We start from the raw sequence: 18102 nt of genomic DNA on the forward strand, positions 1-18102 counted from the left end.
CCAGACCAGAATTTTCAAAGCATTCATGCAGTTGATCATCACGAGCACGCGAAGATCCTGAATGCTTTCCCCACCTGTTTCAGTATCGCCGCGCGCCTGTTCCACGCTTGCGCTTGACGACCTCATAAATCGTGCAGCCCACAGCGACGAACGGGATGAAGAAAATGCGCCTCGGGAAGTAGTAGGTTCCGCTCGTTTGAGCCGCTACGTAGAATCCGAGGACGATGCAGAAGAGGCCGCTGAAAACAGCCAGAGCCCGACTCCTGCCATTCATTCCACGAGCCACCAGCGCGAGGATCAGCACCGTGACCCCGCTCAGAACCGAGAAGACCTCGTACGCGCTCCAGTGCATGACGCCCTCCACGACATCCGTGCAGAAGCCGGCCGACGGAGATGGCTGGCCCCTGTGTGAACCGAGACGATCTCGGGAGCCCGGCGATCACCTGGTGGTGGCCGATGTGACCTCCGCTTCCACCACCTCAGTCTGGGCAGGGCGCCTTGGGCAACGCGTCGGTCGTTCACCCGACAGCCACGACTGCGGGAACTTGTTGCACGGGCGACGGCGACGCCTGACATCGCCCTGCTCGAATGTCACCCGTTCAGGGGGTAGTGCTGTTCCAGGAGTAACACGCCCGCCTCGTTGTCGAAATCAACAACGACGTTGATGGGCGGTCGGGATGCTTGACGGCGAGTTCCAGCGAAGACTTTCGCGCCTCGGGGCCCGGTACGCCGTGCTCGGGAAAGCGGCCTTCATCCTCGTCGTCGCCGGGTTCGGGATGCCTGTGGCGCCTGTCCCCCTGGTGCTGCTGGTCGCCGTCGCGGGCGTCGTGCTGCTGAACGCGGTCCTGCTCCGATGGCCGTGGGCGTGGTGGCCACCGGCCCTCGAAGTCCTGCTGGCGGCACTGGCCTGCCTGACACAGCGGTGGACGGTGCCGGTGGAGGCGTTGACGAACGGTCACAGCTGGGCGCTGGTGTTCGCCTCGTTCGTCGCGGTCGCGATCCAGTGGACCTCACGCCCCGTCGCCGGAATGGTGGTCGCAGCGGGTTTGTCGGCGACGCACGTCATCGGAGCCGCAGTCCTCGGCCCCGCGGCCGTCACCGCCACGCTTCCCCTCGCCGGCTGGATCTGTGTCGAGGCCGCGTTGTCACGACTGCTCTGGTCGCTCGTGAACCGCAGCGCCGCCCAGGCCGACCACGCCGCAGCCCTGGCAGAGCGGGAGCGAACGGAGTCGGCGATCGCCCAGGCCGTCCGTGCCGACGAGCGCCGGGCAGCCGCGCTGCTCCACGACACGGCCGCCACCACCTTGCTGATGGTCGCACTCGGCCAGGTCGGCCGGCACGACGAGTGGCTGAGACCCCAACTGCGCGTCGACATCGACGCCATCGATGAACACCCTCCGCACGCGGGCGGCGTCGTGGAACTGGACGACGTCCTGTGCCGCGCCGGATCGGCGTCCAGGCTGCACGTCGAGTTCCACATCGCCCCGGGCCTGGCAGTGCCCGCGGCGTTGGGAGCGACGTTCGCCCACTGCGTCCGCGAGGCGTTGACGAACGTGTCCCGGCACTCCGGAGCTGCTTCCGCCACGGTGCTGGCGCACAAGCGCGGAACAGCGGTGACCGTGGAGGTGATCGATCACGGGCGTGGTTTCGACCCGGCGACGGTCCCGGCGTCGCGCCGGGGCATCACGAGCTCGATCATCGGCCGGATGCGGGAGGCGGGCGGCCAGGCATCGGTCATCTCACACCCCGGCCACGGGTCGATCGTGCGGTTGGTTCACGGCCATGGTTGACCTGCCCTCGCCCGCCTTCGCAGCACACGAGGTCCAAGACGAGTTCCTCCGCAAGCTGCGGCTGTCGACCGCGGTGATCGCCAGCGCCGTCCTGCTGCTGCTCAACGCGCCGTCGCTGTTCCCCGCCCTGCGGGACTTCGCCGTCCCCGCTGTCCAGATCGCCGCCTACCTGTACGTGTTCCTCCTCCTCGTCGTCGAATGGCTGCTGGTGCGACGGGGGCGCTCGTGGGCCAAGGCCGGCTGGCCGGTCGCCGCCACCCTCGTCCTCACACACATCGCCGCCACCGCCACCCTCGCCCCGAGCCAGGTGCTCGAACAGGCCGACTGGAGCACCGGAGTGGTCGGGTGGGTCACGCTGTGCGTGCTGTTCGGCCACCCCCTGTCCACACTGCTCCCGGTCCTGCTGGTGGAGCTGGGCATCAGCGCCGCGAGCCTGGTCACCGTGGCTCACGCCGACGAGGACAGGCTTTTCGGCGGCTTGGTGGCGCTCACGGCAATCCTGGCGTTCCAGCTCTGCGTCGGCGCGACGGCCGCAGCCCTGGTCCGCCTCGCCGCGGCCGCCGGCGCTGCCCGCAGGGCACTCGAGGAGACGACAACCGCTCATCGCGTGGCCGTCGGCCTCCACGAGGCGAGGAAGGTCAGGTGCGCGGAGCTGTCCACGTCGGCGCTGCCCCTGCTCGAAGGGCTGCTGAGCCGCGCCCTCGATCCCGCCGATCCCGACGTGCGACGACGATGCGGGATCGAGGCGGCCCGGATGCGGCGGCTGTTCGCGGAGGCCGACGACGCCGAAAACCCGTTGTTGCACGAACTGGACGCGTGCATCGACGTGGCGCAACGACGGGGCATCGAGGTCCACCTGGAGGTCAACGGACCGATTCCCCCGTTGCCACGTTCGGTGCGCCACCTGTTGACCGAGGCACCACTCGTCGTCGTCACCACGGCACGCTCCACCCTCCGCCTGGTGGTGCTCGGGACTCCGGACGCCGTGTCGGTCAGCGCCGTGGGCGACTGCCCTCCCGTCACACCACAGGAGACCAGCGACGACACACAGGTCGTCGTGACGCACCTGGCGACTGCGGAACTGTGCTGGGTGCGCGCGGAGCACAGGATCGTCACGGCAGGTCGTCGAAGCTGACCAGCCCGTCCTCCAGCGCCCGCTTCACCAGCGTCTGCTTGGTCGTCGCGGGACGCCCCAACTCGGCGTACTTGGCCCGGACCCGTTCGATGTAGGTCTCCACCGTCTTGCGCGTGATGTGCAGCCTGGCCGCGACGAGGTCCTTGGAGGCGCATTCGAACCAGGCGGTGAGCACCTCGACCTCCCTCGGCGTGAGCCGCGCTCGACCGTCCGGCACCGCGCACACAGCGCCGCTCAGCGACGGCGAGAGGTAGTGGACGCCCTCCACCGCGGCTCGGAGAGCGGGAACGAGGTGCTCCGGCCCCTCGGCCTTCGTCACGTAGGCCAAGGCGCCGAGGTCCAGGCAACGCATCACCGTGGCCGACGCCAAGTGCTGCGAGTAGACGACCACGCGGCGTCCGGCCTTCACCAGCGCCTCCAGCTCGGCGAACGCGGGCGGCTTGCCGCCCAATTGCAGGTCGAACACCACCACATCGGCTTCGGCGCCGCGCCCGGTCCACACCAGCGACAGGTGGTCACCCGCGTCCACGACGTCGATCGGCGGATCAGCGGCTTCGCACCACACCGTCACACCCGCCACCACCGCGGGGTGGTCGTCCAGCACGACCACCCGCATGCGCCTGCCGTCCACAACGCCCTCCTCCCTCGAGCCACCACCCACTGTGTCGGACCAGCCGAGCCGAACGTGTCGGGTGAACGACCCACGCGTCACCCACAACGCCTTCCACACCATGGGGGAACGACGAAGGAGGCGCACGATGAAGACGACATTGGCCGTCGTGACGCTTGTGCTCACCGCGGCCTGCAGTCCTACGAACAACGCGACGTCGAAGTTCCACGACTTGCTCGCGCACAAGGGCATCGCACCCCACGACATGACCGAGGCCGAAACGCTGGCCAAGTCCCTCTGCGCCAAGCTCGACCAGGGATACGGGGCCGGCGACCTCATGGCCATGTACGGCGACTTCGGCAACAACATCAACGCAAAACGAGCATTCCTGAACGTCTCGGTGGCCGCGTTCTGCCCGGAGTACGGCAGCCGGTGAAGCTCACGCACCGGACAAGTTCACGCACGAAATCGCGAGTCGATTCCGGCTCCATCCCAAGGAGGAATTCACCATGCAAGCACGACGAGTGGCAGCAATAGCGGCAGGCGCGTTGATCAGCATCACGGGCGCCGTCGTGTCGACATCACCGGCGTCTGCGGCGACCGGCTCGGTGAGCATGCAGGCGGCGTGCGACAACCAGTACCCCGGGCAGGGCCGGGTGGCGAAGATCAGGACCTGGAACGTGCTCGGCTGGAGGTGCGTGACGGGCGTCGTCCCGGTGGCGGACGGGCAGATCGACGTGACGCGACAGTGCCGCACGCAGTACGGCAACCCGAACGCCTACAGCACCTACCGCAACTACAGCGACCCTTACAGCTGGTACTGCGTTTACTGACGCGCTGCTGCTCGCGCCACCTGAACAAGGCCCGACGAGATGTGGCAGTGGGCGGCGGTCATGAATCCCGCCGCCCACCGCCGCCTGTTCTGCTAGCTCGCCCTGAGCGGCACCGACCACCGCTGCTGCGGCGTGCCGACGCAGTCGTAGATCTGGATCTTCGTGCCGTTGTCGACGAGTCCCGCGTACACGTCCAGGCAGCGCGAGGCCTCGACGTTGACGAACGTGGCGTCCGGGCGAGCGGTCCACTGCTGGCTCAGGCCGTTGTGACAGGTGGCCACCACGGTCGGGGTGCCGTTGGGCAGTGCGCCGATGTCGAGGCACGCGCCCATGGACCGGATGGCGCCGTCGCCGATCGCCGCCCAGGTCTCGCCCTGCGGGCCGAAGCACTGCCACAGCCACACCGTGCCGTTGGCCGGGTTCTCCCCCTTGATGTCGGCGCACTTGCCCATGCCGACGAGGTTGCCGACCCACTGCGTCTGCGCGCTGAGCCGCCAGACCTGCGCCGGTGCCCCGGTGCAGTCCTGGATGGACTGTCCGGCGCCGTTGGCGGTGCCGGCCGCGGTCAGGCAGCGGCCGGACGCCGGGTTGACGATGGTGCCGTCCGGCCGTGACTGCCACTGCTGGTTGGGCTGGCCGTTGCAGTCGAACGGGTTCACCGCGCTGCCGGCGGTCGTGGCGGCGTTGACGATGTCGAGGCACTTGCCGCTGCTGGTGATCCGGCCGTCACCGGTGATCGCCCACTGCTGCGCGGCGTTGCCGTAGCAGTCCCACGACTGGGCCTTGTTGGTGCGCGGGTCGCCGCTCGCGATGTCCAGGCACCGACCGGACGCGGCGTTGACGAGTGCACCCTGCTGGCCGTGCTGGTCGGGCAGCCGCCAGACCTGGTCCGACCGCGCCGCGCAGTCCTGCAGCCGCAACGCAGCCGAACGGTCGGTGGTCGCCGGCGTCAGGCACCGTCCGGATCGGACGTTGACCAGTGCGCCGTCCGGGCGCACCACCCACTGCTGGGAGTACTCGCCCGGTGCGCACGCCACCAGCACGACGGCGGTTCCGGCGGCGGTGCCGTTGTTCTGCGCGCCGAGGCACTTGCCGACGTTGGTGACCAGGCCGTCGACGGTGGTGGTCCAGCGCTGGTTGGGGAAGTTGTTGCAGTCCCACATCTGCAGCTCGGCGACGTTGGGGTCGTAGCCGGGCACGTCGAGGCAGCGGTCGTTGACGCCCCTGATCTCGCCGTTGCGCACCGCGGTGTTGTTCTTGACGCGGAGGTTGCGCAGGTACGTGGTGCGGTACTCACCGTCGTTCTTGAAGCCGATGAAGCTGTTGACGTACGCCCGTCCGGCGTCGGTGACGGTGTGGCGGTTGACCTCCGCGCCGTCGATCTTGACGATGACCGTGTTCCAGGCGACCGTCACCTCGGCGGTGTGCCAGTTGCCCGGTGACGGGGCCTCGCCGCTGCGCGCCTTGCCCGGTGTGATCGAGCCGGCGCTGCCGTCGGTGCCGATCTCGACCTCCACGCCGTTGCCGCGCGGCACGGACGGGTTGGTACCGGGGTCGGGGAACATCACGAACAGGCCGGTCCGCGCCAGCGACTGGTTGCCGCGGAAGTCGAACTTCACCGTGTAGTCGTTGCCGAACGAGTGCGCGGCGTACCAGGACACGTCGTTGCCCTCGGTGGTCTGCAGCTCACACCCGTTGGCGGACAACGGGGTCGTGCCCGCGACCCGCCACGCCGACAGGTTCGTCTCCGCCCTGCCGTCGAACATGCTGGTGTACCCGGCCTCACCGACCGGCAGCGCACAGGCGCCGTCGTCGGTGAACTGCGTGCCGCCGAGGAAGTAGCCCTGGGCGTCCAGCGCGAACTGGGCGTTGCCGCGTTCGTTGCGCACGGCCACCTTGCCGCTCGCGCCCAGCGGCGTCAGCACGGTCGAGGACGACCGGCCGCGCTGCTTCACGGCCAGGTTCGTCACCGGCGACCAGCCGATCTCGGCCGGTGCCACCGACACCTCGGTGCCGAGCAGGTTCTCGGCGGCCGACGGCATCAGCACGGCGGCGGTGGCGGTGGCCGGGACGCCGGCGAGGCCGGTGACCTGGAACCGCGCGGTCTCGCCCTCGCCGAGCGAGCCGGTGCGCTGGCTGCCCGTCGCGGTGTCGGCGATGCGGGCCGGCTCGTCGAGCGGGACGTACTTGCCGCCGGCACCGGCGGCGAACCAGCCGACGACGTCGAGCACGGCGTGCGCGCGGCCGGTGCTGTTGCGCAGCCGGATGTTGCCGTCCTCGCCGATGGCGACGATGGAGGCGTTGGAGCGGCGTTCGGTGCGGTTGGCGCTCAGCGCCGTGCCGCCGTTCTCCGTGCCGAACAGGCCCATCGCGGTGCCCAGGGTCGACTCGACGGCGGTGAGGTTGACCGCGACCGCCGTGGCGTTGTCCGGGACACCGTTGGCGCCACGGGCTTTCACGGTCACGACCTCGCCGGGACCGAGCGGGGTGGTGCGCGGGCCGCCGTTCAGGCCGCGGGTGTCGAGCACCCGGACCGGGCTGTGCTGCGGGAAGTAGGTCGAGGCGCTGTTCGGGCTGAAGTAGCCGAGCAGGTCGACGTTGTCGAACACCGGTCCCGCACCGGCACGCAGCCGCACGGCGCGGTCGGCGCCGAGCTTGGCGATCACCAGGGCGTTGACCCAGCCGTCACCGGGCTGCACGCGCAGCGTCGTGGCCTTGCTGGTCGAGGAGTTCTCCGGGAACACGTCAAGCCCGCTGGGCACGTCGACCGCACCCGACGCCGGGTTGGTGCGCAGTGAGATGTTGAGCGCCACCGCGGTGGTGTCGGTGGGGATGTCCGGGATCGGCAGGGTGAAGACCTCGCCGGCCGCGAACGCCCTGCCCTGGATCACCGAGACCTTCGGGAACGGCGTGTACCCGGACCCGGTCACGACCGGGACGGTGTCCGGTGTGCCCATCGCGAGAACTCCGGTGCCCCACTGGTTGTCGGACTTGCGCGGGTTGGTGCGCGTCTGCAGCGCCGTCTGGATCTGCGCGGCGTCGAGCTGAGGGTTGGCGGACTTCAGCAACGCCGCCGCACCCGCGACGTGCGCCGCTGCCGCGGAGGTGCCGCTGAGGTTCTGGCCGCCGTAGGTGGAGGTGCTGACGCCGGCGAACCCGGTGAGGTCGGGCTTGAGCCGGCCGTCGATCGTCGGGCCTTGGCCGCTGTAGTTCTCCAGGGTGCCGCTGCCGGGCCGGGTCGCGCCGACCGCCATGACGTACGGCGAGGTGGCGGGCTCGGTGACGCTGCCGGCCGGGGTGTTGTACTGCAACGGGTCGCTCGGCCCCGACACGAACAGGTCGAGCCGGGTGGTGAACTTCGCGTTGTGGTTGCGCACGTACAGGTAGTAGAACTGCGCCGCCCCGGAGGAGTTGGTGAACGTCACCTCCTCGGTCGGCCGCGCACCACCCGAGACGTCGCGCTGGTTGGTCGTCGACGCCGCCACGACCGCGGAGTCGGTGGGACCGGTCGGCGCCTTGGGCTGCGACATGACGTAGAGGTCGAGGTCCTCGTTCGTCCTGGGCCAGCCGTCCCACCGCAACGCCACGGTGGTCGTGACACCGGCCGCGACGTTGAACCCGTTGTTCTGCGCGGTGCCGTCGAACTCGACGAACCCGTTGCCGTTGGCGTCCACCGCGTTGCCGGCGAAGTGGTCGCGCGCCAGGTTGCCGGCCGCCACGGACCACGTGACACCCGCCTCGCGGGCCTTGCGGACCACGTCGGCGGGACTGCCGGCCTCGCCGGTGCCGTCACCGCGCCCGGAGCTGAGGAACCCGATGGCGGCGGTGATCACCTGCACACCCTGCTGCCGCAACCAGTTCGTGGCGTTCTCGAAGTCGAGCGGCCCGTCGACGCACGCCCCGAACAGCTGCGCGTCGGGTGCCATGTCGTGCACCACCTCGGCCACGGCGGTGCCGTGGCTCGACGACCTGGTGGCGTCGTGGCAGCCGGAGTTGTCGACGGCGACGTTCGCCGGCAGCTCACCCTCCTGCTGCGCGTCGCCGAGTCCGGCGAAGCCGACGTCGATGACGCCGACCTTGACGCCCTGCCCCTTCTTGCCCGCGTTGATCCAGCCGTCGGCCCCCGACGCCCGCACGCCTTCGGAGGTGACGGCCATCGGGATCGCCCGCTCCGGCCGCTTCACCTCCACGATGGACTGCTCCTTGCCCAGCGCCGCCACCTTGTCCTGCGGGACGGCGACCTGCGCGCGTGAACCCTGGGTGGCGGTGACCTCGCCGCCGAGCTTGGTGACCGCCGTGCGGACGGCCTTCTGGTCGCGGCCGTCGACGTAGAGCAGGACCTTGCCGTCGCGGTCCTTCGGGACCGCCTCACCGGGCCGTGGAGCGCTGATCGACTGCGGGACGTCGGCTGTGGCGGCCGTCGGAACCGTTGCCACGCCCGCCGTCCCCAGCAGCAGCGCGACACCTCCCACGACCACGCGTCTCATGCGGTTCATGCGTTTCCTTCTCGTTGTTCGGGCTCGAAGTCGGGTTCGACGCCCTGCAGGCAGGGGTCGAAGAACTCGTGGGTGAACCGGCCGGTGAGCACATCGCGCAGGAACTCCGACGCCGTACCGGGGTACTCGCCCCAGCCGGTGAGCTCGTCGTCGCAGAACACCGTCGGCCAGCGCGCCGGGTCCTCGTCCCCGGTGCGCCAGAAGAAGACGTGCCCCTCGGTGCTGCTGGCCCACGGCAGCAGGCCGCCGGGCGCCGGGTACGCCGGATGCGCGGTGTCCGCCGCCTCGCGCAGGACGGCCAGGGCGTCCTGCGCCTCCCACAGGAACGGCGAGTTCCCGTTGGCCAGCCGCACCGGCGAGGGCACCGTGACGAACGAGCTGAAGTACCCGGTCGGGAACCGGTTCACCAGCGCGTGGAAGTCCGGCGGCAGGCCGATGCCGAGCGTGCGTTCCAAGTCCCGCACCGCCTCGTCCGCGTCGACGGTGCCCTGCCAACCGACCAGTGCGGCCAGTTCGTCAACACGTGGGTCGTGTGCCATTGAGCTTTCCCCTTGGGTAGCCGGACGCCGGGTGCGGGTTGAAGATCCTTTGGCCACAGGTGAAGCCCTTGTCCCCGACGGCGTAGATGTCGATGGCGGAGGGCACCGCGTCCTCCGGCCGGGCGTAGATCGCCTCGACGCGGTAGAAGACCCGCTGGCCGCTCCTGACCGCGTCCGCGATCTCGTTCTCCACGCCGAGCATGTCCGTCTGGTTCACGTCGGCGTCCAGCGGCACGATGTTCTCGCGTCCGCCCTTGCCGAAGAACTGGTAGCCGATCAGGTGGCTCTTGTTGTGCTGCCCGTGCACGTAGCCGACCGGCTTCTGCTCGTAGCGCGGCCCCTTGGGCTTGAGGTCGGTCAGGCACACCGTGCCCGCGGTCGCGCGCTGAGCGGGCCAGCCGCGGCTCTTGCCCGCGTAGGGTCCGGTCCAGTTCTTGATGTCCTCCATCTCGTCGTTGAACACCTCGTTGACCGCGACTCCCGGATCGCCTTCGAGACAGCCCTCCTCGTCGGGCTTGCGCTTCTCGTCGGCGCCGATCACCGCGTCGTACGGCTGGCCGATCAGGTCACCGACGATGTCGACCACGGTCGGCGTCACCTTGGTCGCGATGTCGATCAGGGTGTTCGCCAGGTCGGTGATGACGGTCAGCGGGCTGGTCGGGTCGTACGAGGTCGGCGGCCGCACGACGGTGCCGCCGGGTGGTGGCCGGAACGCGGGCTTGTGCAGGTCGGTCCACCAGCGCGGCGGGGGCGGCGGTGCGGGCCTGGAGATCGGCTTCGGCTTGCGCGCGCCGGGTCCCTTGTACCCACCGGGACCGGCCACGCACGTCTTCTTCTGCCGGCAGTTGGGTGGCGGAGGCGGCGCGACCTTCTGCCCACCCCGGTTGCACCCGCCGATGTAGTACCTGCAGTTGCGGCCCACCGGGATCGGGTCCTCGTCACCACCGGCCTTGGCGTTGTAGCAGCCGTACCGGGGGCATTCCCCGTTTGCCAGCCGCCCGGCGCAGTCGGAGTCGAAGAGCGTGTGCTTGATCGGTTCCCAGAACGCGTCCCACGGGGTCTTCACGTCCTTGCCCACGTTGTACAGGCACTGCGCCATGTCGTGGCCCGATTCGTCCACTCCGGACAGCGGGCTGCTGTTGCCGTAGGCGTACCGGTTGGCGGCCGAGGACGGCGTCGGGTCGAGCGTCCAGTCGTCCCTGCTGGCGAACCGGCCGGTCTCCGGCAGGTACCAGCGCGCCGACATGTTCACCGCGCCGGTGCCGGAGTCGGTCCAGTCGCCCTGGAAGCCGACGGAGGCCGTGTCACCCGACGACGAGGTCACCGCACCGAACGGGTCGAAGGACCGCCTGCCGTCCACGGTGTTGCTCAGGTACCGGCCCACCACGTCGCCGTGGCTGTCGGCGTAGAGCATCCGCGCGGTACCGGTGCCCTTGTCGGAGAACGCCGACCCGTCCGGCAACCGGCTGATCGTCCGCGCACCGTCGGACACCACCTCGTTGGTCTGTCCGAGGTAGCGGAACCCGGTGCCGTTGCGCGCGGCCACCCGGTCCAGCGAGTCGTAGGTGTAGCGGGCCGCACCCATCGCGGTGAGCCGGTCGAAGGCGTCGAACGACGAGCTGTTCACCACGCCGTCACGGGTCTGCGAGGACAGCGTGCCGCGCGCCGTGTAGTCGTAGGTGACCCCGTCGCCGGAGGTCAGCCGGTTCTGGGCGTCGAAGGCGAACGTCCGGTCGCCCGCGGACGTCCGGTTGCCGGCGCCGTCCCAGCCGTAGGCGGTGGCCTTGCCGGCCTGGTCGGTCCACGACGTCAGGCGGCCGGCGCCGTCGTAGCCGTAGGTGTCGGCGTTCTTGGCCGTCACCTGGTTGTCGCGGTCGTAGCCGTACGTGGTGCCGAGCAGCACCCGCGGCGGCACCCCGACGTCGATGGTCTGCTGCACCTGGTCGGAGACGAGCCGGCCGAGCTCGTCGTAGGCCATGCGCCGCACGGTGTAGCCGCCGAGCGCGCGGTCCGCGACCGAGGCGGTGCGGCCTGCCTTGTCGTAGCCGTAGTCGGCGGTGCGGCCGGTCAGGGCATCGGCCGCCGACGTCAGCCGGCCGGCCTTGTCGTAACCGAACGCGGCCGTGCCGGAGGCGTCGGTGCGGCTCGCGACGGTGCCGTCGCCGTTGTAGGTGTAGGTGGTGTCACCGCCGGGGCCGCGCGCGGTCAGCAGGTTGCCGCGGTCGTCGTAGCGGTAGAGGTCCGATCCGGCGGAGGCGAGCCTGCCCGCGGCGTCGTAGCCGAAGGTGCGGTCGGCGGTCTCGGACTCGGCACCGGAGCCCTTCTCCAGCGTCACCCTGCCCTGCGCGTCGAACGTGCGGGTCACCTCGACGCCACCGGGCTTCGCCAGCCGGACCGCCTGTCCCCCGGCGTCGTAGGACGACGTCCAGGTGGCACCACCGGGTTCGACGACCGACTCGGGCAGGCCCCACGGCGTGAAGGTGTAGGTGGTGGCGTTGCCGCGACCGTCGACGAACCGGCTGCGGTTGCCCAGCGCGTCGTACCCGGTGGTCGTGACGACCTGCTTGGTCGCGGAGACGTGTTCGGTCTGCCGGACGACGCGGTCGAGCGCGTCGTAGCCGTAGGTGACGAGCCGGTCCTCGGCACTGCGGGTCGCGGTCACGTTGCCGTTGGGGTCGTAGTCGGTGACCGAGGCGCGCTTCTCCTGCCCGGCGACGGACTGCGCGGTCCGCACCGCCCGGCCCAGCAGGTCGAACGACGTCGTGGTGGTGAGCCCGGTCGCGTCGGTGACGGAGCTCCGCCGGCCGGCGATGTCGTAGCCGTAGCTGATCGCACGGGACGTGGCGTCGGTGCTGGAGGTCACCTCGCCCGCCGCGTTGTGGGCCGCCGTGGAGACGTTGCCCTGCGGCGTCTCCACGGACACCGCGTTGCCGGCGTCGTCGTAGCCCGTGCGGGTCGTGTAGTAGAGGGTTCCCGACGGCGTGCGGTCCGCCTGCGTCACGGTGACCCGGCGACCGAGCTCGTCGTAGGTGAACGACGTCTGCGCACCGCCGGCGTCCGTGCTGAGCAGCAGCTCGCCGTTCTTGGAGTACCGCGACGACAGCACGCTCGGCGAGGAGCCGACCTGCGGCAGCGTCACGGTCGACACGCGGCCGTACGGGTCGAACGTCCGCGAGGCGGTGCGCTGCAACGCATCGGTCGTCTTGACCGGGTTGCCGGCGTGGTCGTACTCGGTGCGCGTGCCGGCACCCTTGATCGGCTGCCCGCCCGCCGGTGTGTAGTCCGGCAGCGCACCCGACACCGCACGACCCATCAGGTCGCGCTCGGTCGTGGTCACGTTCCCGGCGCCGTCCCGCGTTTGCGTGACCTCGCCGAAGGCGTTGTGGCCCAGCACCTCCGCACGGCTGAAGCCGGTCGTGCGGACACCCGCGACCCACGCGTCGGCCGCGGGGTGCGTCGTGCGCACCAGCTGACCGGCGAGGTCGTAGTCGTAGAACGTGGTGATGCCGCGCCGGTCCGTCGAGCTGCGGACCAGACCGCGCTCGTCGCGGTCCACCGACGCCGAGACGGTGGTGGAACCGTCGAGGAACGCGTCCTCGCGCACCTGCAGACCCGCGGCGTCGTAACCGAAGACCGTCGTCTCGACCCGCGTGGGGTCTGCCGCGCCCCGCAGCTCGGTGCGCGTGACGTTGCCGCCGAGGTCGTACTGGTTGGTGGTGACGCGGTTCAGCCCGGCCGGGTCGAACGCGGCCGTCACGACGTTGCCCGCCGCGTCGTGGGTGAACGTCGTCCTGCGCCCGCCCGCCGTGGTCTGCTCGGTCAGCTGGCCGGCCGGGTCGTAGGCCCGTTCGTCGAGGGTGACGCTGCGGCCCTGGACGGTGCGGCGCACGTTCGCGAGGAGGTCGTCGTCGTAGTAGCTGTAGGAGGTCAGCCGGCCCATGGCGTCCGTGACCGAGGCCAGCCGGCCGGCCGGGTCGTAGGCCCGCGCCTCCAGTGTCATCGAGGTGGCGGCCGGGTCCTCCGGGTTCACACCGAGACCGGAGGCGGCGCGGGACAGCAGCCGGCCGCGTTCGTCGTAGCGGTCGGACCACGACGTTCCGCGCACGTCCTTCACGACCTGGGTCAGGCCGTTGTCGGGGTACGACCGCTCCTCGACCCCACCGTCGGCGAACTCGATGCGGGACAGGCGGTCTGCGGCGTCGTAGCCGTACTTCGTCGACCGCGCCGGATCGCCGCCGGTGCTGTCGGACAGGGTGGTCTCGACCAGGTTCCCGTTGCCGTCGAAGCGGTGCGCCGTCACCGCGGTGTGCGTGACGCCGGTGACCTCGTTGCGAACGCCCGGTGCGGTCACCTTCACGACCTCGGAGCGCGGCGAGTACTCGTAGGTGGTCGTGCCCAGGGCACCGTCGCCGCTGTTGACCAGCGACTCGGTGGTCTGGCGGCCGAACTGGTCGTAGCCGTAGCGCGTGCGCAGCCCGGTCGGTCCGGTCAGCTCGTCGAGGTCGCCGTTGGCGCGGTAGACCCGCCTGGTCAGCTCGCCGCGCGGCCCGGTGCTGGTCAGCAGCAGGCCGGCGGGCACCTTGCCGCCGCCCGCGGCGTCCTCCGCGCCGGTCGTGTACGTCGTCGACTCGGTCGGCGCGGTCGTGTGCCCGGCCGGGAGCGGGCGGGTGACCCGCAGTGGCCGACCGGCGGTGTCATAGGTGTACGAGGTCCGGTACCGGGTGTCGGCCGGTCCGGACGAGCGGGCGTCCGAAGAGGACTCCAGCTTGTCGCGGCGCGGGTCCAGCACCACGTCGGACTTGACGTAGGTGAAGTACTCCGTGTTGCACGAACCGGCGGTGCGGCAGGTCTTGCGGCTCAGCACGTTGCCGCGTTCGTCGGTGGTCTGCTCGGTGCGGAACCCGTTCTCGTCGACGGACGCGGACGGGAACCCGGCGGTGTTGTACTCGTAGCGCGAGACTTCCCCGTCGTGGGTCCGCGAGGTGAGCCGGCCGCCGTTGTCGACGTCGAACGCGTAGGTCCAGTCGCCGTAGCCGGACGGGCCGCGCGTCGTGACGGTCCGGACGGCGTCGAGCACCACCGGGGTGTCGAGCGTCCACAGGCGGCCGCCGTGGTCGGTGAGCGTGCGCACCCGGTCGAAGACGTCGTCGTAGGTCAGGGCCGCGAACCGGCGTTGGTCCTGCGGCAGCTCGACCTTGCTCAGCTGCTCGGCCGGCCCGCCCGCGCGGAAGTGCGTGGCGGCCGCGAGCGAGCCAATGGTGTGCTGGTAGAGCGCCACCTCGTCGATGGCACCGGAGAAGTAGAAGTCGCCGCCGTTGGTGGCGGGCCAGCCCTTGGCGTTACCCGCGCCGAGCGTCAACCGGCCCTGTCCGCGGTGGTCGACGAACCCGAGCAGCTCCTGGCCCACCGCGACGCCGTCGACATACATGACCTGCCGGTCGATCGCCGCGGACAGCACCACGTGGTGCCACCTGTCGTCGTCGACCTGCCGCGTGCTCACGATCTGACGCGGCCCGCCGGTGTCGCGCAACGAGAAACCGCCGTACAGCAGGCCGTCCGTGCCCACGTACAGGATCGGCGTCGACTTGCCGCCGGCGGGGAACGCCTGGTCGGAGTAGCTCAGCAGGGTGCCCTGGCCGCCGGTCTTGAACCACAGCTCGACCGCGAGCGACATGGTCGAGGTGGTGAGCTGCTCGGGCAGCGTGACGTAGCTGCTGTTGCCGTCGAACGTGCCGGCCTTGTCCGCCGTGCCGCCGAGCGCTCCGGTACCGCCGAACAGCACACCGTGCTGCTTGCCCGCGTCCGCGCCGTCGCGGCGGGCCACGGCGTTGCCGACGGTGTCACCGCCGGTCTCGCCCAGCCGCCAGTACGCGCGGGGCTTGTTGTCGAGCACGGTGCTGCGGTAGTGCGAACCCTGCTGGTAGCCGTAGGTGGTGCAGTTCGGCGCCGCTCCCGGCGCGCACGCCTTGGTCAGCTTGTCGCCGTCGTAGGTGTAGGTCCAGGTCTGGTCGCCGCCCGCGGTGACGGCCGTGACGTGCGTGCCCTGCCAGGTCATGCGCAGGGTGCGTTTGCTGACGTCGTTGGTGATCACCGAGACCCGGTCGGAGGTGTCGTAGGACAGCGTCTCGGTGAGCCCGGCCGGGTCGGTGATGGTGATCAGCCGGCCGAGCTGGTCGAACGTCCAGCGGCTGCCGGAGACGTCGCGCATCGTGTAGGTGCCGGTGTCCGTGCGGTGCACCAGGTCCACGTTCTGGCCGAGCGGGGAGGCGTAGCCGCCGTCGGGGTTGCGGCCGAAGCGCACCTGCCGCCCGGTCGGGAACGTCAGCACCTCGTTGCCGGACCGGTCGTCGTCGTGGCGCAGCCGCATGTCGAGCCGTGACGCCCACCCGGCGCCGAACGCGGTGTCACGGCGCGGGTCGAGGCTGTTGTAGGTGCGGGTGATCGTCAGGTCGGGGCCGACCGTGGCCACGGACGCGTCGGTGACGACGGTCGAGTAGTTGCCGATCTGCGGGTCCAGGCCCGGTCCCTCGTTGCCGTCCGGGCTGCCCGCGAGGTGCGAGGTGATCTCCGGCTGGTGCACGCGGGTGGTGAACGACAGCCGCACGCCGTCCTTGACGCTCACCCAGAACGGCGTCTCGTTGACGGTGTCGAAGACCTTGACGCCCCAGAAGTAGGTGCGGCCCCAGAACAGGTTCGGCGGCGCCCACGACTGGGCGGTCCAGCCCGACTCCTGGCAGTCGCGCGTGAGATCGGGATCGGAGCAGACGCGGTACCGGTAGGTGAGCCCCTTGCCCGGCCAGCCGTCCGGGTCGGTGCCTTCCGCGTACAGCGTCGGGGTGAGCGTCTCCACGACGGCGCCGGCGCCGGGCTGCTGCAGGTTCGACGTGGGCGCGACGTTGTTCACCTTCAGCGCGAACTCGCCGTACGGGACCTCGTGAGCGACGAAGAAGTCGTTGCCCTGCGGGGTGAACATCGTGAGGAAGACCCGGTAGTCACCGGGGGTCAGCGGGTCGATCGGCACCTCGAAGGTGTTCGTCTGCCCCGGCGCGACGGTGGCCTTCCAGCCGCGCGCGGTCCGGATCTTCGCGCCGTTCTGCTGGATGATGTAGCCGAACTCGAAACCGTTGGTGGGCGTCCACGTCGTGGTGCCCAGGTTCGTGACCTTCGCGGTGAGCTTGCCCGCGGTCGCGGCGGTGGGCAGCGTGATCGCGGGAACCTCGAACCCGGCGCCCTCCGGTGAGTAGCGCACGTCCAGGAACGGTTTCTTCGGCGAGTTGGCCGAGCCGAAGCGCATGCCGTTGGGGTCAGCCTCGTCGGACGCCCGCAGCCCGAACCCGTGCGGCACCGCCGTGCCGTGGGTCCACCTGGTCATCAGCTCGTAGTTGAGGGGGAACGCCTCCCAGGCCGACCCGCCGCACGCGGCGCCGTGGGCGAAGGACCTGGTGGACAGCACCTGACCGACGTCGGCGCCCGGCCAGGTCGTGCTCGCGTCCCACGGCCTCGTCACCTCGAACACCGAGACCGACCGCGGCGCACAGGTGGTGGACTCGACGGCGAAGACGTTCAGCGAGGCGCCGAGGACGAACTGGTTGCGCAGCGTGCCCAGGGCGTCGGAAAAACGCAGGTAGGACCGCGCCAGACCACCGGAAAGGCGGCCCGTGCGCAGCTCCTCCGCCCCGGCACCGGGGTTCAGGCCCTTCTGGACGTACAGGTCGTCCGCGTTGGCGTTGAACTGCGCGGCCGACGGGTCGACGACGACCGGGTAGGCGCGGGCCGGGTCGTGCAGCCAGGCCTGGTCCAGGCCGACCTCCAGCCGCCAGCCCTTGTCCACTGTGGACAGGCGGTAGCGGACGCCGGTCGAGCGCGCGCCCGCGGCGTCGTCCATGAAGCCGGCCGGGATGACGCCGATGACCTGGTCACCGTCGCGCAGCTCGATGGCGCCGCTGCCGGTCAGGCGGGGTTCGAGGTTGGTGAGGCGCAACGTGAACGTGTAGGTGGTGGCGGCGTCGGCGCGGTCGAGGACCAGTTCTTCCTTCAGGCCGGTGTGCTGGGCGGTCAGGCGCAGGCCGACGCCGGGGCGGACCTGCGGGTAGGTGATCGACGCGCCGGTGACCTGGCCGGGTGAGGCCGCGGCGTCGTCGAGGGTGAACTCCATGCGGTGGCGCTCGTCGAACGCGATGGCCGTGGCGCCGGTGGCGGTGCGGGCGAAGGCGGTGCCGACCGCGCTGGCCTTGGGCTCCCACCGGTCGCCGCGCGGGGTGAGCGTGAGGTCGACGGGCTGCCAGGTGCCGTCGGGCTGCCGGACGTTGGCCGGTGTGCCGTGCAGGCGCAGCGTGCGGGTGCCGTCGGGGTTGTCGAACGTCTCGGTGGTGGCGGTGCGGTCGCCGGGGCGTTCCTTCGCGGCGGGGTCGATGCCCGGTAGGGCTGGACCACGGGTCAGCTGTGGTGTGACCTGCTGCGGCGCGGCCACGTCGGGGTGAGCGTCGCCTTTGGACAGTTCTGTCCGGTCCGCCACGGCGCCCGGCGGTCGTGGTTGTTCGCGTCGGGGGCCGGTCAGCGCGGCCGCGGCGCTGGGGGCCTCGTGCGCCACGCCGTCCGCTGTCCCGCTGACCTGCTGCGGCGCCTCGGTCGACGCGCCCGCGGGCAGTGCTCCGGACAAAATGGACACTGGAATCGAACCGGTCGAACCGGATGCGATG

Annotated in this window: 9 protein-coding genes; 4 read left to right on the plus strand and 5 right to left on the minus strand. The window is 70.6% G+C overall.

Features of this window, described 5'->3' with window-relative positions; all coding sequences use genetic code 11:
* Positions 1–79: 79 nt before the first annotated feature.
* A complete protein-coding gene (locus ACZ7CD_RS32075) occupies positions 80–352 on the minus strand; it encodes a hypothetical protein (protein ID WP_470373800.1) in 273 nt (90 codons plus the stop codon).
* 430 nt (positions 353–782) lie between these two features.
* Between ACZ7CD_RS32075 and ACZ7CD_RS32080 the strand changes: the two genes are divergently transcribed.
* Positions 783–1790, plus strand: coding sequence for a sensor histidine kinase (locus ACZ7CD_RS32080; RefSeq protein ID WP_360388775.1), 1008 nt, complete (start codon positions 783–785; stop codon positions 1788–1790).
* Positions 1783–2925, plus strand: coding sequence for a hypothetical protein (locus tag ACZ7CD_RS32085; protein ID WP_470380354.1), 1143 nt, complete (start codon positions 1783–1785; stop codon positions 2923–2925). The genes ACZ7CD_RS32080 and ACZ7CD_RS32085 overlap by 8 nt, the downstream gene beginning before the upstream one ends.
* Here ACZ7CD_RS32085 and ACZ7CD_RS32090 read toward each other — a convergent pair.
* Positions 2903–3556, minus strand: a complete 654-nt coding sequence (locus ACZ7CD_RS32090) for a response regulator (RefSeq protein WP_470380355.1) — start codon at positions 3554–3556, stop codon at positions 2903–2905. The genes ACZ7CD_RS32085 and ACZ7CD_RS32090 overlap by 23 nt on opposite strands.
* A 127-nt stretch (positions 3557–3683) precedes the next feature.
* Between ACZ7CD_RS32090 and ACZ7CD_RS32095 the strand changes: the two genes are divergently transcribed.
* Positions 3684–3971, plus strand: coding sequence for a DUF732 domain-containing protein (locus tag ACZ7CD_RS32095; RefSeq protein ID WP_360388783.1), 288 nt, complete (start codon positions 3684–3686; stop codon positions 3969–3971).
* Between the two features lie 88 nt (positions 3972–4059).
* Positions 4060–4368 carry a hypothetical protein gene (locus ACZ7CD_RS32100; protein ID WP_470380356.1) on the plus strand — a complete coding sequence of 103 codons (309 nt, stop codon included), beginning with the start codon at positions 4060–4062 and terminating at the stop codon, positions 4366–4368.
* A 92-nt stretch (positions 4369–4460) separates the two neighbouring features.
* On the opposite strand, the gene ACZ7CD_RS32105 is transcribed toward ACZ7CD_RS32100, so the two are convergent.
* Genes ACZ7CD_RS32105 through ACZ7CD_RS32115 form a run of 3 tightly spaced genes read right to left on the minus strand, consistent with a single transcriptional unit; the run spans position 4461 to position 18071 of the window.
* Entirely contained in the window at positions 4461–8864 is a 4404-nt protein-coding gene (locus ACZ7CD_RS32105) for a ricin-type beta-trefoil lectin domain protein (RefSeq protein WP_470380357.1), read from the minus strand.
* A complete protein-coding gene (locus tag ACZ7CD_RS32110) occupies positions 8861–9403 on the minus strand; it encodes an SMI1/KNR4 family protein (RefSeq protein WP_470380358.1) in 543 nt (180 codons plus the stop codon). Before ACZ7CD_RS32110 ends, ACZ7CD_RS32105 begins: the two co-directional genes overlap by 4 nt.
* Positions 9381–18071: a LamG-like jellyroll fold domain-containing protein gene (locus tag ACZ7CD_RS32115; RefSeq protein ID WP_470380359.1), complete on the minus strand. Its 8691-nt coding sequence runs from the start codon at positions 18069–18071 to the stop codon at positions 9381–9383. The genes ACZ7CD_RS32110 and ACZ7CD_RS32115 overlap by 23 nt, the downstream gene beginning before the upstream one ends.
* Positions 18072–18102 lie beyond the last annotated feature (31 nt).

Source organism: Lentzea sp. NPDC036949, assembly GCF_055608075.1.

What these genes read in the sequence shown, in the direction of transcription:
- ACZ7CD_RS32075 (WP_470373800.1), bottom strand. Translation starts at nt 352, where the DNA reads ATGCACTGGAGCGCGTACGAGGTCTTCTCGGTTCTGAGCGGGGTCACG.
- ACZ7CD_RS32085 (WP_470380354.1), top strand. Translation starts at nt 1,783, where the DNA reads ATGGTTGACCTGCCCTCGCCCGCCTTCGCAGCACACGAGGTCCAAGAC.
- ACZ7CD_RS32095 (WP_360388783.1), top strand. Translation starts at nt 3,684, where the DNA reads ATGAAGACGACATTGGCCGTCGTGACGCTTGTGCTCACCGCGGCCTGC.
- ACZ7CD_RS32105 (WP_470380357.1), bottom strand. Translation starts at nt 8,864, where the DNA reads ATGAACCGCATGAGACGCGTGGTCGTGGGAGGTGTCGCGCTGCTGCTG.
- ACZ7CD_RS32110 (WP_470380358.1), bottom strand. Translation starts at nt 9,403, where the DNA reads ATGGCACACGACCCACGTGTTGACGAACTGGCCGCACTGGTCGGTTGG.